We start from the raw sequence: 13292 nt of genomic DNA on the forward strand, positions 1-13292 counted from the left end.
CATGCGCATCGGCTCGTTCGGAGCGTCGCTCCTGATCCACGCCCTGGTGATCGGCGCGCTCGTCTTCCCGGCGGGCAGCGCCGCGCGTCGGGTGAAACCCTTGCCGCTGCCCACCCCGAACATCACGGTGGCGCTGGTGGAGCTGGCCAGGCTCCGGCCCAAGGCCCTCGAGACCCACACCGGGACCATCAAGTATCCCGAGAAGAAGAAAAAGCACCAGCCCCACAAGCCGGCGCCCGCTCCGAAGGCCACCCCCACGCCCGCCAAGGTGGCGGCCAAGCCGAAGCCCACTCCGAAGCCTACTCCGCTGCCCACGCCTTCGGCCAAGCCGGTTGAGAAGGACCACGAGACCTTCGAGGCGCTGCGCAAGTACAAGGAATACGCCGGCTTGACCGACGAGCAGATCCGCAAGATGCCGCTGCCCCCCGGCATGAAGGACTGGAAGTCGGTGCTGGCCATGACCAAGGAGCTGGACAAGCTCGACTGGACCCAGCCCCCGCCCGACACGGGCGACAAGGAGAAGAAGGTCTCGGGCGGCGGCTTCTTCGGCTGGGCGCCGAGCGGGCTCGGCCAGACGGCCGAGTACATGGGCGGCCCTGCCCGCGAGCAGGTGGACGGCAAGTGGCGCTATGCCTTCCAGTACTTCGGCACCGTCATGGTCGCCGAGTGGACCGAGGGCGCCACCGCCGCGAAGGTCGCCTACTATCCCTTCGGCCAGAAGCCTGACGAGGCCAAGACCTTCGAGGTGCCGGTCAAGCCGCGCGACGAGGACATGAGTGCCGCGATGATCGGGCAGTTCTACCTCATCAGCGCGGGGCAGGCCCCGCTGCCGGTGTCGAGTCAGAAGTGAATATTGAACGCCATGGCTTCGCCGGCGGTCACCCCCCCGTGGTCCCCCCATCGAGGGGGGACAGGTTAGCCGAGCGCCTTTCCGAGCTGCGCAAGGCCGCGGGCCTGACCCAGGTGCAGCTCGCCGAGCGCGCGGGCATCAGCCGTGCCTACCTGGCGGCCCTCGAGCGCGGCCTCTCCAGCGCGACCAAGGCCCCGCCCAACCCTTCGCGGGAGATTCTCGACGCGCTCGCGCGCGCGCTCGGGCTGGATCGCGCGGCCCTGCTGGGGCAGCCCGAGCGTCAGACCGCCCTGCCCTTCCCCGAAGAGGCGGCAGCTTCGCTCTCGCGCCTCGGCTTCGCGCCCGCGCCCGCGCCCGGGGGCGAGGCCGAGGCGTGGGCGCTGCCCGTCGCCGACGGCGTGGTCGAGGTGGCCGATGGGGTGGACGAGGCCCTGGGTCTTTCCCCCGGGGACGGGGTCCTGGTTCGCACCCTGGCCCCGGGCGCCGAGGCTCCCGAGGGCCTTTGCCTCATCGAGACGGGCGGCGCCTGGACCTGGGGACGCTTGGCCCGCATCGCCGGGCAGCCCTTCGCGAGCGCCCCCGACGGCAGCTACCGGCCCCTCGGCAAGGGAGCGGTTGTCAGGGCCGAGGCGATCGCCCTCGTCCGGCGGTTGCACGATCACCCGAACGGGGCATAAGAGGGGAACGGAGGATTACGTCTGATGAAGAATCTCGGAAAGCTCTTGCTCTTGTGCGCCCTGGCCCTGGCCCCTGTCGCCTGCGCCGTCGAGGAGGACGACCTCGTCACGCCCGCGGGCCCGCCCGCGACCACCGGCGGCGGCGGTACCGATCTGGGTGGAAGCATCGGAGGCGGCAACAACGCGTCCCAGAGCGCCACGCCGTAGCCCCTGTCCTGGGCCCCTCGAACCGGCGAATGCCCGCCCTTTGAAGGTTTGACGCACCTTCCCCCGCGTGTTATACCTGATGTTGCGAAAGGGTGTTCTTCGCCTTTCGCGCAGTCGACGTCGCTTGTCAGAGGACCCCAATGACCTTCTTCAAAGTTTTCCTGAGCATCTCGCAGGTCTTCCTCTCGATCGCCCTGATCGCCGCGGTACTTCTGCACTCCGCCAAGGGCGAGGGCCTCGCCGGCATCGGCGGACAGGCGCACATGTTCGGAAGCCAGAAGGGCGTGGAGGCCGGCCTCAACCGGATCACGACGGTCATCGCCGTCTGCTGGGTCCTGGTGGCGATCGTGCTGGCGGTCATGGGCCGCTCGGGTCTCTAGGGTGCGGCTGCTGATGGTCCGTAAGTTGCATCGCGCCCTTCTCCCTGCAATCCTGGCGATCACCCTCGGCCTCACCGGCTGCACCGCATCCAGCAGCAAGCGTCCCGACCCGGTGCCCTACGACAAGGTCACCTACACGATCCCCAACCCCAAGGTCCAGGGCGGCACCCTCGGCAAGGGGCAACGGATCCTGACGGGCGTCTTCTCGAGCGAACCCAACTCCTTCAACAAGTTCTACGCCGAGGGCGTCAACTCGCAGTACGCCCTGACCTTCATGTACGAGGGCCTGGTCGAGTCGAACCCCAAGACGGCCGCGGTCGAGCCCGGCCTCGCCGAGTCCTGGACGGTGTCGCCCGACAACAAGACCTTCGTCTTCAAGCTGCGCGAGGGGCTCAAGTGGTCCGACGGCCACCCCCTCACCGCCGACGACGTGGTCTTCACCTTCAACGAGATCATCTGCAGCCCCAACTTCGCCGACAACCGTCAGGTCGATGGGGTGCGGATCGACGGCAAGTTCCCCAAGGTCACCAAGCTCGACGACCTGCACGTCAAGTTCGAGCTGCCGCGCGTGTTCGGGCCCTTCCTGAGCACCGTCGCCGGCACCGCCTTCGTGCCCAAGCACCAGTGGGAGCCCCTGGTCAAGGAGAAGGACAAGAGCGGCCGTCCCAAGCTGTACCAGGCCTTCGGGGTCAACGACGACGTCACCAAGCTGATCGGCAGCGGTCCCTACACCATCGCCGAGTACATCCCGGGCCAGCACATCCTCCTCAACCGCAACCCCTACTACGGGCTGCGGGTCGACGAGGCCAGGAAGCCCCTGCCCTACTCGGACCAGATCCTGCTGCTCATCACCCCCAACTTCTCGACCGAGTCGCTGAAGATGATGGCCAAGGAAGCGGACTTCATGCTCGAGCAGGTCCGCTCCAAGGACTACCAGCTCATGAAGCCCATGGAGAAGACCAGCGGCTTCACCGTCGCCGACGGCGGCACCGACTTCGGCAGCTTCTCGGTCTACATCAACATGAGCCGGGACAAGGGCCCGAACGGCGAGTACTACGTGCCGCTCAAGAAGCAGCGCTGGTTCAACAACGTCAACTTCCGTCGGGCGCTGAGCCACAGCCTCGACCGGGACACGGTCATCTCCAATCTGGCCCTGAACCTCGCCGAGCCGGCCTATGGCCCGCTCTCGTCGAGCAATCCCTACTACACCGACGACGTGCCCAAGTACTCCTACGACCTGGCCAAGGCCAAGGCGGAGCTCGAAAAGGGCGGCTTCAAGTGGGATTCGCAGGGCCGCTGCCTCGACGACCAGGGCAACCCGGTCGAGTTCGACCTCCTGGTCTACTCCGAGAGCCCCAACTCGATCCCCTTCGGCAACATCTTCAAGGCGGACCTCGAGAAGAACGGCATCAAGCTCAACGTGAAGCCGATCACCTTCAACGCCCTGGTGGACAGGACGGGCAAGAGCCTGGACTACGACACCTGCATCATGGGCTTCACCGGCAGCACCGAGCCCAACACCGGCGCGAACCTCTGGACGAGCAACGGCACGCTGCACATGTTCAACCAGCGATCGCCCAAGTCCACCTACAAGGCCCCCAACAACCCGTGGGAGACCCGCATCGACCAGATCTACAGCGAGGCGAGCGGCACCATGGACGAGAACAAGCGCAAGGCGCTGTTCGCGGAGTGGCAGCGCATCGTCGCCAGCGAGCTGCCCTTGCTGCACATCTACAACAAGACGGCCTTCTACGTGTACCGCTCGAGCCTCCAGAACACCGAACCCACGGCGCTCACGGCCACGTTCCTGTACCACCCGTTCGTGAACTTCTGGCAGATGTACGCCGAGTAAGGAGCTGTAGCGCGTGTTTCGTTATCTCATCAAGCGCCTCCTCCAGATGATCCCCCTCTTGATCATCATCTCGGTGATCTCCTTCGGGGTGACCAAGCTCGCGCCCGGCGACTTCCTCTCCAAGATGGAGATGAACCCCAACGTCAGCGCCGAGACCATCAAGAAGGAGCGCGAGCGCCTGGGCCTCGACCAGCCGGTACAGATCCAGTACCTGCGCTGGGCGGGCAACTTCGCCAAGGGCGACATGGGCATCTCGTTCACCTACAACGCCCCGGTGGCGTCGGTGATCGGGCAGAAGCTCGGCAACACCCTGATCCTGGGGCTCGCTGCCATGCTCTTCACCTGGCTGATCGCCATCCCGCTCGGGATCTACTCCGCGGTGCGGCAGTACTCGCTGGGGGACAAGGTCGCCTCGGTCTTCTCCTTCGTCAGCCTGGGCATCCCCGACTTCTTTTTGGCGCTGCTCTTGCTCTACTTCGCGTCGCGCACGGGGATCTTCCCCATCGGCGGCATGATGAGCCCGCAGTCCTTCACCTTCCCCTGGTACCAGCAGGCGGTCGATCTGCTGTATCACCTGATCGTGCCGACGGTCGCGGTGGGCATCGGGTCGATCGCGATCCTCCAGCGCCGCATGCGCGGCAACATGCTCGACGTGCTCGGCGAGGATTACATCCGCACCGCCCGCGCCAAGGGCCTGCCCGAGAACAAGGTCATCTACAAGCACGCGGTTCGCAACGCCATCAACCCCATGGTCACCCTCCTCGGCTACGACCTGGCCGCGCTGCTCTCGGGCTTCGCGCTGGTCGAGAACGTCGTGGGCTGGCCCGGCCTGGGCCAGCTGATGCTGCAGGCCATGGTGGGCATGGACATGACCCTCTCGATGGCCGGCCTGATGATCGGCGCCACCATGCTGATCGTGGGGAACCTGCTCGCCGACTTGCTGCTCGCCGCGGTCGACCCGCGCATCAAACTGGAGGCCTAGCCCATGTCCGCTTTGACGCAGACCGCCAACAACGCCACCCAGGCGGAGAAGGACGGCCTCGACGAGAAGATGGTCTCCTCGAACGTCCGGGTGTGGCGCCGCTTCCGCAAGCACAAGATGGCCATGGCCGCCGGCGCCTTGCTGATCGTCATGTACCTGGTGATGCTCCTCGCGAGCTTCATCGCCCCGTACACCGACGCCACCGAGCACCGCACCCTCTCGCTGGCTCCGCCCACCCCCATCCACGTCGTGCACGAGGGCAAGTTCATCGGGCCCTTCGTCTACAACGCGGTTCGCCACTTCGATCCCGAGACCAAGCTCATGAGCTACCGGGAGGATCGCAGCAAGCCCTACCGCTTCCAGCTCTTCGCGAAGGGCGACAAGCACAAGCTGCTCTGGGCTATCCCGACCGAGCGTCACCTGTTCGGTGTCGAGACGCCGGGCAACGTCTTCCTCTTCGGCACGGACCAGATGGGGCGCGACCTGTTGAGCCGCATCCTTTACGGGTCGCGGGTGTCGTTGACCGTCGGCATCATCGCCATGGCGATCTACATCCCCATCGGTCTGACGGTGGGCGGCGTCGCGGGCTACTTCGGCGGCTGGGTGGACAACGTCCTGATGCGCATCGTCGAGGCCCTGATGGCCTTCCCCTCGTTCTACCTGCTCTTGGCCCTGTTCGCGGCGACCCAGAAGTGGGAGATCACCTCGATCCAGCGCTACATCGTCATCACGGCAATCTTGAGTTTGCTCGCATGGACGGGCCTGGCCCGCGTCATCCGGGGCATGGTGCTCTCGATCAAGCAGAACGAGTACATCGAGGCCTCGCGGGCCGCGGGCGCCGGCAGCTGGTGGATCATCACCAAGCACGTCCTGCCGCAGACCTCGACCTGGGTCATCATCAGCGCCTCGCTGTCGGTCCCGAGCTTCATCCTGAGCGAGTCGGCGCTGTCCATGCTGGGCGTGGGCGTGCAGGAGCCCGCGGCGAGCTGGGGCAACATGCTTAACCAGGCGCTCGACATCCCGAGCCTGACCCTCTACCCCTGGCTGACGTTGCCCGGCTTCTTCATCACGATCGCGATCGTGGCCTTCAACTTCCTGGGCGACGGCCTGCGCGACGCGTTCGATACCAAGCGCCGAGTCTAATCCCGAGCGCCGAGTCCAAGCGACCCAAGTTCTTCGGCGCTTCCCCTCTCGATAACCCCTCCTCGCCTCCTTAGCATGGGAGACCGGGGAGGGGTTGCGTCATGAAGGCACGTTCATGCTCCGGTTTGCTCGGCATGGCGGTGGGGGTGGTGGCGCTCGGCGGCTGCTCCGAGCCCGAGCCGACGACCTACGTCTTCCGCCAGGCTCCGCCGATCCTTTCGACGGGCACGAGCCAGGCCACGACGAGCGTCGGGGTGCTGACGGGCAAGATCTACCTCGCCGACAGCGAGGACATCGACCCCGCCACGGGCCTGCCCAAGGGGTATCGGCTCCTTGATGGCGAGGCCAAGGTGTCGGTGAGGGTGACGACCACCCGCAGGACGCTGACAGGGACCGTGAGCGAGGGCGGCTACCGGGTGTCGGGGGTGCCCGTGGGGGTGCCGCTCGAGGTGACGGCGGGCCGTACCGGGGCGGTCTCGAAGACCCAGGCCTACACCATGCCGCCGAGCGGCCAGGGTCGCCTGAGCTTCGCCTACGTGGGGGGATCGGGGGACAGCTACCTGGTCGGACCGCCGGCCTACGCGGTGCCGACGGTCAAGAGCGGTAAGTAGGCCGGGTCCGTCTCTAAGCAGGTCGGTGTGAAACTAACCGTCCGCTTGATTCCCCGCCCCCCGGTGGGGCGGGGCTAGGGTGAACGTCTAACGAAACTGTTTCATCAAGCCGCTTACAGCGGCCACCACAACACATGCCTGGTCTTGTTAGATGCGAGGGGTGGGGGGATATGATCAGGTCCCTCACGAAGGCATGAGGAACTTGATCATATCCCCCCACCCCCGACCCCGCCCCACCGGGGGGCGGGGAGGACGCAGGCAGACATTTTGATTCAGGCAATACGTGCTTAGGGCTTGGCGGTGCCCAGCGAGTCCAGCATCTCCGAGATGCGCTGCTTGGTCCCGGCGTCGGTGGCGAGCAGCTGCGCCTTGGTCCACTCGACGCGGGCCGCGTCGTTCTTGCCCTCGGAGCTCAGGACGACCCCCAGGTTGAGGTGGGCCTGCAGGTGGTCGGGGTACTTCGCGATGACGGCCTCGAAGGCCTGCTTGGCATCGGCGGAGCGGTCCATGTGGAAGAGAGAGGTGCCGTAATCGACCCGCACGTTGGCGTCGTCCGGCTGGATCGCAAGCGAGCGGGAGTAGGCGTCGGCGGCCTCGGGATAGCGCTTGAGGTCGTAGTAGGTGTTGCCCAGCAGCGTCAGGATCGCGGCGTCCTTGGGGTTGGCCTTGGCGGCGGCCTCGAGCTGGGGCAGGGCCTGGGTCGAGGCGTCCTGGGGCTGCGGGCCGTGGTCGAAGATGCTCAGCAGCGGCACGAGCGAGCTGATCAGGACGGCTGCGGCGAGGATGCCGATGCCGATGCGCACCACCCAGTTGCGCTTCCTGGCGGGGATCTCCTCGTTGAGCTGGGGGGCGCGCCGAACGACCTTCTGTTTCAAAACCGTGATTCCCTGATTCCTTGATGATGAGCGGTTCCGGGCCCATTCTACACGCCCTTGCGCCGTTCCGCCATGGCTTCTTGTTCAAGAAGCAAGCTTTCCCTTAACATGACGATAACCTATCAACAATCCCCCCCCACGGAGGTGCAAGTGCTCGCCAATCCCCAGCGCTCGAAGCGTATCGCCCCTCTCAGGACCGCGCTGCTGCGCGGCATGCTGGCCGTGCTTGGGCTGAGCGCGCTGACGGGCCTCGTGGGCTGCGCAGGGGGACCCGTGGGGGCGCCGAGCGCGCGCGGGGCCGCCTCGTTCGGGATCCTGGGCGCGATCCCCTACCACCGGATCGATCCGGTGCCGCTCCATGCGCCCCGCTTCCCGGCCTGGGTCGTCGCTCACCGCGGCTTCTCGAGCCGGTTTCCTGAGAACACCGTCGCGTCGTTCCGAGCGGCGGCCGAGTTCGGCGCGGACATGGTGGAGCTCGACGTGCAGCTGACCAAGGATCGCCAGCTGGTGGTGATGCACGACGCCAAGGTCGATCGCACCACCAGCGGCAAGGGCGAGGTCAAGGACCTGAAATTCGCGCAGATCCGGGCCCTGGACGCGGGCGGCAAGTTCAAGCCCGAGTTCGCCGGCCTGCAGGTGCCGACCCTCGAGGAGTCGCTGGACGCGGTGCGGGGCAAGGCCATGCTCAACATCGAGGTGAAGGGCTGCAAGGACGCCGAGGACCGCGCCTTCATGGCCAGCGAGATCAACCGCCTGGTCGAGCAGCGGGCCTACCTCGACCACGTGCAGGTGATGTCCTTCGACAGCGCCTTCATGCAGGAGATGCGCCGGCAGAATCCCCGCATGAGCCTCGCCCTGCTGGGCCTGGTGGACCCGCTCGACTCGCGCCTGTCCCGGGCCGTGAAGCTCAAGATGGACGGCCTGAACCTGATGCTCGCCATGCTCGACTCGGGCGACGTCGATGAGATCCAGAAGGCCGGCCTCAGGGTCAACGTCTGGACGGTCAACAAGCAGAAGACCATGCGCAAGGCCCTGGGGCGCGGGGTGAACGGCCTCATCACCAACTACCCGGACGTGGCCGCCGCCGCCATGGACGCCCACTTCAACGGCAAGCCCATGCGCCTGATGCAGGACGGCGAGGACCAGACCGAGTCGTAACCTGCCAGGCTTGATTCCCCGCCTTCGCCACAAGGAACTTGATTTTATCCCCCCACCCCCGACCCCGCCCCACCGAGGGGCGGGGAGGATTCAAGGGGGTCAGGTCGGCCGCTCCTTTTTCATGCTCGCCTGATACGTCACGACCACCTCGCCATGCGCCGGGATCGTCGGGGTGAACCTTGCCTGGGTGCTCGAGAGCTTCTCGAAGGGAATCGAGCTGCTGGTGATGGTCCAGTCGCCGCTCATCTGCTCGATGAGCTCGACGGTGACCGGCGCGTCCTGTTCGTTGCGAAGGGTGATCCGGTAGGAGGTCTCCTGGGTGGTGTCGGTCGTGCGGTAATCGGTCTGCACGCGCTTGGAAGTGACGTCGAAGGCCTCCCCCAGGTCCAGGATGAGGTCCTGCTCGGTCGGGGTGTCGGGGATGCGCGGCTCGCCCGCGATCGCGAGCCTGTCCTGGGCGTCCGGGGTGTAGACGGCGACCTTGCCGCGGGGGATGGGCATGCCGAGCCCCGAGGCGGCCGTGTTCTTGATCGTCAGCCTGATGCGGGCCTTCTGGGGCAGCTCCGGCTCGGTGATCCGGTAGAAGGCCACGTGGCTCTCCACCCGGAACTTCCGTGAAATCGTCACCTGGTCCCGCTCCGCGAGCCTGAGGCGCTCCTCGGCGCCGCGCGAAAGGTTCAGCGGCTCGCTCAGCACGTACTGGTAGCGCGCGGCGTAGGGCTCGGCCACGACCCCCTGGCTCACCTCGGCGTAGGCCCGGCCGCCTCCGGCCATCAGGGGCATGGGGGCGAAGTGCTCTTTGCGGGTGACGTCCCCCGCCACCAGGGTCACCCGGGCGTCCCGGTAGGCGGCGTCCGAGCGGTTGGTGATGGCCGCCCAGTGCGTCCAGGCCCCACGGGTCTGGAGCCGGTCGGTGACGAGGGTGTACTCGCTCTGCCAGCCCAGCTGGTTGGCGACGTACGAGGCGGTGGCCACGCCGCTCCAGGCGCTTGCGAGCGAGGCGATCCACTCCATGGTGGGGTCGGTCGCGAGGTCCGCGCGAGGGGGCAGGGCGACCTTGCCGGGCGGCTCGGGGTAGATCGTGTCGCCGATCTTGTAGACCGGCCCCGAGTCGGTCATCAGGAGGGTGGCCTGCAAGGAGCCCGTGCCCTCCTTCGGGATGATCTCGACGAGGCTGCCGTGGTACTGATCCAGCAGCTTGTCGCGCGTCTTGAGGTCGTACCGGAAGCGCCGCGCGTCCACCCGGGCCGGCACCTGGAGGTAGGCGTTGCGGCCGTCGGTCTGGCCGGGGACCCCGGGGAAGCGGATGATCTGGTCGCCCGCCGCCAGCCTGACGGACCGCGCGTCGGTGACCAGCGCCCACTGGTCGCCGTACAGGGTGAGCGAAAGGGTGGCCGAGGCGTGGGGAGCCTGCTGCACGGGCAGGCCCCCCCAGTTCAGGGCGGCGACCTCCCACGGCGCTCCCGGACCCTTGCAGCCAAAGAGGATGCTCAGGCTCGCGGCGACGCCGATTGCCGCGCCGAACGTCCGGTTCTTCACGGACCGCCTCCTTTTGCTCTTCGTGGACGAGCCCTGTTCTAGCCCGAAGCCGGGCCCCGGTAAACGGATGCTCTTTCGCCCCTGCGGTGCGCGAAGCCCGTTTCGGCGCCCCTCCGGCGGCCGCATGGAGAAAGCCCTTGGGCGTCGTGCTGGTGCTATAGTGGAAGGGCGGCATGGCGCTCGGCGCCTGGGATGCGGCCGCAACCGAGCGATGAAAGCCGATGCCCATGTGGAGTACCGCTCTGCTCTTCGCCCTGATGATCGCTGCAGGCTACGCCTTTCGCCGCCTGCGCCTGGTGGGCCCCGACGCGACCCGCGACATCAACCAGCTGGTCCTCAACTTCTGCCTTCCCGTCCTGGTCTTCCTCTCCCTTCACCACGCCACCCTGTCGTGGTCGTACGCGGTCATCCCGGCGATCGCCTGGTTCTCGATCCTGCTCGGCGCCGGCGCCGGCTGGGTGATCGCGCGCCTGGGTCGCCTCTCGAAGGCCCAGGCAGGGGCGGTCATGCTGCTCATGGCCTTCGGCAACACCGCCTTCATCGGCTATCCCGTCCTCTCCGCGCTTTACGGGCCTGATCACCTGACCGTCGGCATCTTCTACGATCAGCTCGGCACCTCGGTCCTGCTCAACACGCTCGGGATCGCGATCGCGAGCGGCGCAAGCGGCGCGTCGGTCCGGCCGCTCGAGCTGGTTCGCAAGCTCTTGGCCTTCCCGCCCCTCTACGCCCTGGTCCTGGGCTTCGCGCTGCACGGCGTTTCGATCGCTCCCTGGCTGGAGGGCGCCCTGCTGCGGGTCGCCGACATGACGACGCCGCTCATCATGTTCTCCCTGGGCCTCGCGATCCGGCCGGGCAACTGGCGCCAGGACTCGCACCTGGTCGGAGCGGTGGTGCTGGTGCGGCTGGTCCTCGTCCCGCTGGCGGTCCTCGCGGCGGCGAGGCTCTTCGGCTTGCCGCCGGCCTTCCTGCAGGCCTCGGTGCTGCAGGCGGCCATGCCGGCCATGCTGTCGTGCCTGTCGATCGCGGTGATCTACGGGCTGGACGTGGTGTTCGTCGTGAACGGCCTGATGGCGACCCTGTTCTGCGGCCTGGTGACCCTGCCCGTCTGGTACTGGCTGCTGGGGCTTTGAGCACGCCCTCTCAAATCTGCTAGGATGGTGAAAACAGGCGGTGGCCGCGATTTCCCGCGCCTGTGTCGATCCGCACCGTGCTTGAAGGAGCCCCCATGTCCGCAGCCGAAGACCGTGCCCGCTTTGCCCGTGACCTCCGCACGTCGGTGGGGGGCATGTTCCTCACGGTGGTGGCCTACAGCGCGATCGTCGTCTGGCTGTGGAAGGTCGCGCCCGCCGCGCAGAACCCGACCCTCAACCTCCTCGAGGTCGTCTTCCTCGTGGTGGCCAACGCCCTGTTGCTCGCGGGCTTCATCTACTGGCGCAAGCTGCCCACCAAGAAGATGAAGGAGCTTCCCGCCCGCAAGTTCGGCAAGGCAGAGCGCGAGCCGGGCCCCACCCCGCGCGCGATCGCCCTGCGCACGCAGACCTTCATCGTGGCGGCCATGCTAGAGGCCCCCGCCGTCCTCGGCCTGGTCCTGCACGCGATGGGGGCCCCCACGTCCCACTCGCTGACCTACATCGGCGCGAGCGCCCTCGGCGTGCTCTGGCTCTGGATCGCCATCCCCGCCAAGGCGCAAGAGGTCCTCGCTTGAGCCGCCCGCTCAAGTTCCTGCACGTCGCCGACCTCCACCTGGGCGCCACCCCGTACCACCACGAGGAGCGCAGCAAGGACTTCTTCCGCGCGCTGCACCACGTCGTCGTCCGCTACGGGGTGGAGGAGGGCGTGGACTTCGTCGTGATCGCCGGCGATCTCTTCGACAAGCGCAACATCGAGCCGCGGGTCCTGACCCAGGCGACCGTCGTCTTCAAGGAGCTCAAGGAGGCGGGGATCCCGGTCTTCGCCATCGAGGGCAACCACGACCGCTCGGGCCACGCGAGCCAGGTCACCTGGCTGCGCTACCTGTCGGACTGGGGCTGGTTCCGCCTGCTCGAGCCCGAGCACCAGGAGGACGGCAGCATCGTGCTGAACCCCTGGAGCGACGAGGAGCACCACGGGGGCTACCTGGACTTCAAGGGCGTGAGGATCGTGGGATCCAGGTGGTACGGGGCCACCACCGCCGCGGTCATCAAGCCGCTGGCGGACGCCATCGCGCGGCTTCCCGGCGATCCCTACACCCTCCTGATGTTCCACACGGGGCTGGACGGCTACCTCGACCACTACTCGGGCGGCGTCACCCACCACCAGCTCAAGCCCTTCAAGGAGGCCGGCGTCCACTACCTGGCGCTCGGCCACATCCACAAGCGCTACGAGGAGTCGGGCTGGATCTACAACCCGGGCAGCCTGGAGGCCGCCAACGTGGGCGAGTACCGCGAGGAGCGCGGGGCCTACCTGGTCGAGATCGACCCCGAGGCGCGCACCCACGTCGCCACCCACATCACCGACTACCCTTCGCGCCCCTTCCACCGCCTGAAGCTGGACGTGAGTCCCTTCGCCTCGCCCGAGGAGACGATGGAGGCGATCGAGGCCCACCTGAGGCGCGAGTGGCCGCGGTGCAAGCCCAAGTGGCCCACCGACGAGACGGTCGCCAAGCCCGTGGTGGAGCTGACCCTCCACGGGACCCTCGGCTTCAAGCGCCACGAGCTGGACCTGGACGCGGTCGCTCAGCTCATCGTCGCGCACTGCGATCCCTTGCTGCCCCGCGTGAAGTACGACGCCATCCCCGCCGAGTACGCGGTGGCGCCGGGGGCGGCCATCGGCATGGACCGAAAGGAGCTGGAGCGCCAGGTGGTCAAGGACCTGGTGAGCCGGGATGCGCGCTACCAGCCCAGGGCCGAGGCCTACGGCCAGGTCGTGCTCTCCCTGAAGCAGCAGGCGATCGCAGGGGCGCCCCCCGCCGAGATCGCCTCGTACCTGACCCGGGCCCTGTCGGAGCTCGGTTAATGAACGCCATGGCTTCGCCGGCGA

General features: G+C 67.3%; 14 protein-coding genes. 12 read left to right on the forward strand and 2 right to left on the reverse strand.

Annotated elements, in window-relative coordinates; translation table 11 throughout:
- Nucleotide 1 precedes the first annotated feature (1 nt).
- The 8 genes from V6D00_06090 to V6D00_06125 all read left to right on the forward strand — a co-directional run bounded on the left by V6D00_06090 (nt 2) and on the right by V6D00_06125 (nt 6702).
- Nucleotides 2–850 carry a hypothetical protein gene (locus V6D00_06090; protein HEY9898734.1) on the forward strand — a complete coding sequence of 283 codons (849 nt, stop codon included), beginning with the start codon at nt 2–4 and terminating at the stop codon, nt 848–850.
- A gap of 38 nt (nt 851–888) precedes the next feature.
- On the forward strand, nt 889–1527 hold the full coding sequence (locus tag V6D00_06095) for a helix-turn-helix transcriptional regulator (GenBank protein ID HEY9898735.1): 639 nt from the start codon (nt 889–891) through the stop codon (nt 1525–1527).
- A gap of 24 nt (nt 1528–1551) precedes the next feature.
- Nucleotides 1552–1734 carry a hypothetical protein gene (locus V6D00_06100; GenBank protein ID HEY9898736.1) on the forward strand — a complete coding sequence of 61 codons (183 nt, stop codon included), beginning with the start codon at nt 1552–1554 and terminating at the stop codon, nt 1732–1734.
- Nucleotides 1735–1874: 140 nt separating this feature from the next.
- Nucleotides 1875–2114, forward strand: a complete 240-nt coding sequence (gene secG, locus V6D00_06105) for a preprotein translocase subunit SecG (GenBank protein HEY9898737.1) — start codon at nt 1875–1877, stop codon at nt 2112–2114.
- A 13-nt stretch (nt 2115–2127) separates the two neighbouring features.
- The gene (locus V6D00_06110; protein HEY9898738.1) at nt 2128–3966 is read left to right on the forward strand and encodes an ABC transporter substrate-binding protein; all 1839 of its coding nucleotides are present in this window, start codon (nt 2128–2130) and stop codon (nt 3964–3966) included.
- 13 nt (nt 3967–3979) lie between these two features.
- Complete coding sequence (locus V6D00_06115; GenBank protein ID HEY9898739.1) at nt 3980–4948, forward strand: ABC transporter permease; 969 nt, start codon at nt 3980–3982, stop codon at nt 4946–4948.
- A gap of 3 nt (nt 4949–4951) precedes the next feature.
- Nucleotides 4952–6091, forward strand: a complete 1140-nt coding sequence (locus tag V6D00_06120) for an ABC transporter permease (protein ID HEY9898740.1) — start codon at nt 4952–4954, stop codon at nt 6089–6091.
- Between the two features lie 101 nt (nt 6092–6192).
- Complete coding sequence (locus V6D00_06125) at nt 6193–6702, forward strand: hypothetical protein (protein ID HEY9898741.1); 510 nt, start codon at nt 6193–6195, stop codon at nt 6700–6702.
- A gap of 287 nt (nt 6703–6989) precedes the next feature.
- Here the strand turns inward: V6D00_06125 and V6D00_06130 are convergent, their stop codons facing one another.
- Nucleotides 6990–7577: a tetratricopeptide repeat protein gene (locus V6D00_06130; GenBank protein HEY9898742.1), complete on the reverse strand. Its 588-nt coding sequence runs from the start codon at nt 7575–7577 to the stop codon at nt 6990–6992.
- A gap of 150 nt (nt 7578–7727) precedes the next feature.
- Here V6D00_06130 and V6D00_06135 point away from each other — a divergent pair, with 150 nt between their 5' ends.
- Complete coding sequence (locus V6D00_06135; GenBank protein ID HEY9898743.1) at nt 7728–8735, forward strand: glycerophosphodiester phosphodiesterase family protein; 1008 nt, start codon at nt 7728–7730, stop codon at nt 8733–8735.
- Between the two features lie 99 nt (nt 8736–8834).
- On the opposite strand, the gene V6D00_06140 is transcribed toward V6D00_06135, so the two are convergent.
- Complete coding sequence (locus V6D00_06140; GenBank protein ID HEY9898744.1) at nt 8835–10274, reverse strand: hypothetical protein; 1440 nt, start codon at nt 10272–10274, stop codon at nt 8835–8837.
- 227 nt (nt 10275–10501) lie between these two features.
- Between V6D00_06140 and V6D00_06145 the strand changes: the two genes are divergently transcribed.
- The 3 genes from V6D00_06145 to V6D00_06155 all read left to right on the forward strand — a co-directional run bounded on the left by V6D00_06145 (nt 10502) and on the right by V6D00_06155 (nt 13268).
- Complete coding sequence (locus V6D00_06145; GenBank protein HEY9898745.1) at nt 10502–11404, forward strand: AEC family transporter; 903 nt, start codon at nt 10502–10504, stop codon at nt 11402–11404.
- Nucleotides 11405–11499: 95 nt separating this feature from the next.
- On the forward strand, nt 11500–11979 hold the full coding sequence (locus V6D00_06150) for a hypothetical protein (GenBank protein HEY9898746.1): 480 nt from the start codon (nt 11500–11502) through the stop codon (nt 11977–11979).
- Nucleotides 11976–13268, forward strand: coding sequence for an exonuclease SbcCD subunit D (locus V6D00_06155; GenBank protein ID HEY9898747.1), 1293 nt, complete (start codon nt 11976–11978; stop codon nt 13266–13268). Before V6D00_06150 ends, V6D00_06155 begins: the two co-directional genes overlap by 4 nt.
- Nucleotides 13269–13292 lie beyond the last annotated feature (24 nt).

This window comes from Pantanalinema sp., from assembly GCA_036704125.1.
Classification (GTDB): domain Bacteria; phylum Cyanobacteriota; class Sericytochromatia; order S15B-MN24; family UBA4093; genus JAGIBK01.

What these genes read in the sequence shown, in the direction of transcription:
- V6D00_06110 (HEY9898738.1), top strand. Translation starts at nt 2,128, where the DNA reads ATGGTCCGTAAGTTGCATCGCGCCCTTCTCCCTGCAATCCTGGCGATC.
- V6D00_06090 (HEY9898734.1), top strand. Translation starts at nt 2, where the DNA reads ATGCGCATCGGCTCGTTCGGAGCGTCGCTCCTGATCCACGCCCTGGTG.
- V6D00_06120 (HEY9898740.1), top strand. Translation starts at nt 4,952, where the DNA reads ATGTCCGCTTTGACGCAGACCGCCAACAACGCCACCCAGGCGGAGAAG.
- V6D00_06150 (HEY9898746.1), top strand. Translation starts at nt 11,500, where the DNA reads ATGTCCGCAGCCGAAGACCGTGCCCGCTTTGCCCGTGACCTCCGCACG.
- V6D00_06145 (HEY9898745.1), top strand. Translation starts at nt 10,502, where the DNA reads ATGTGGAGTACCGCTCTGCTCTTCGCCCTGATGATCGCTGCAGGCTAC.
- secG (HEY9898737.1), top strand. Translation starts at nt 1,875, where the DNA reads ATGACCTTCTTCAAAGTTTTCCTGAGCATCTCGCAGGTCTTCCTCTCG.
- V6D00_06125 (HEY9898741.1), top strand. Translation starts at nt 6,193, where the DNA reads ATGAAGGCACGTTCATGCTCCGGTTTGCTCGGCATGGCGGTGGGGGTG.
- V6D00_06100 (HEY9898736.1), top strand. Translation starts at nt 1,552, where the DNA reads ATGAAGAATCTCGGAAAGCTCTTGCTCTTGTGCGCCCTGGCCCTGGCC.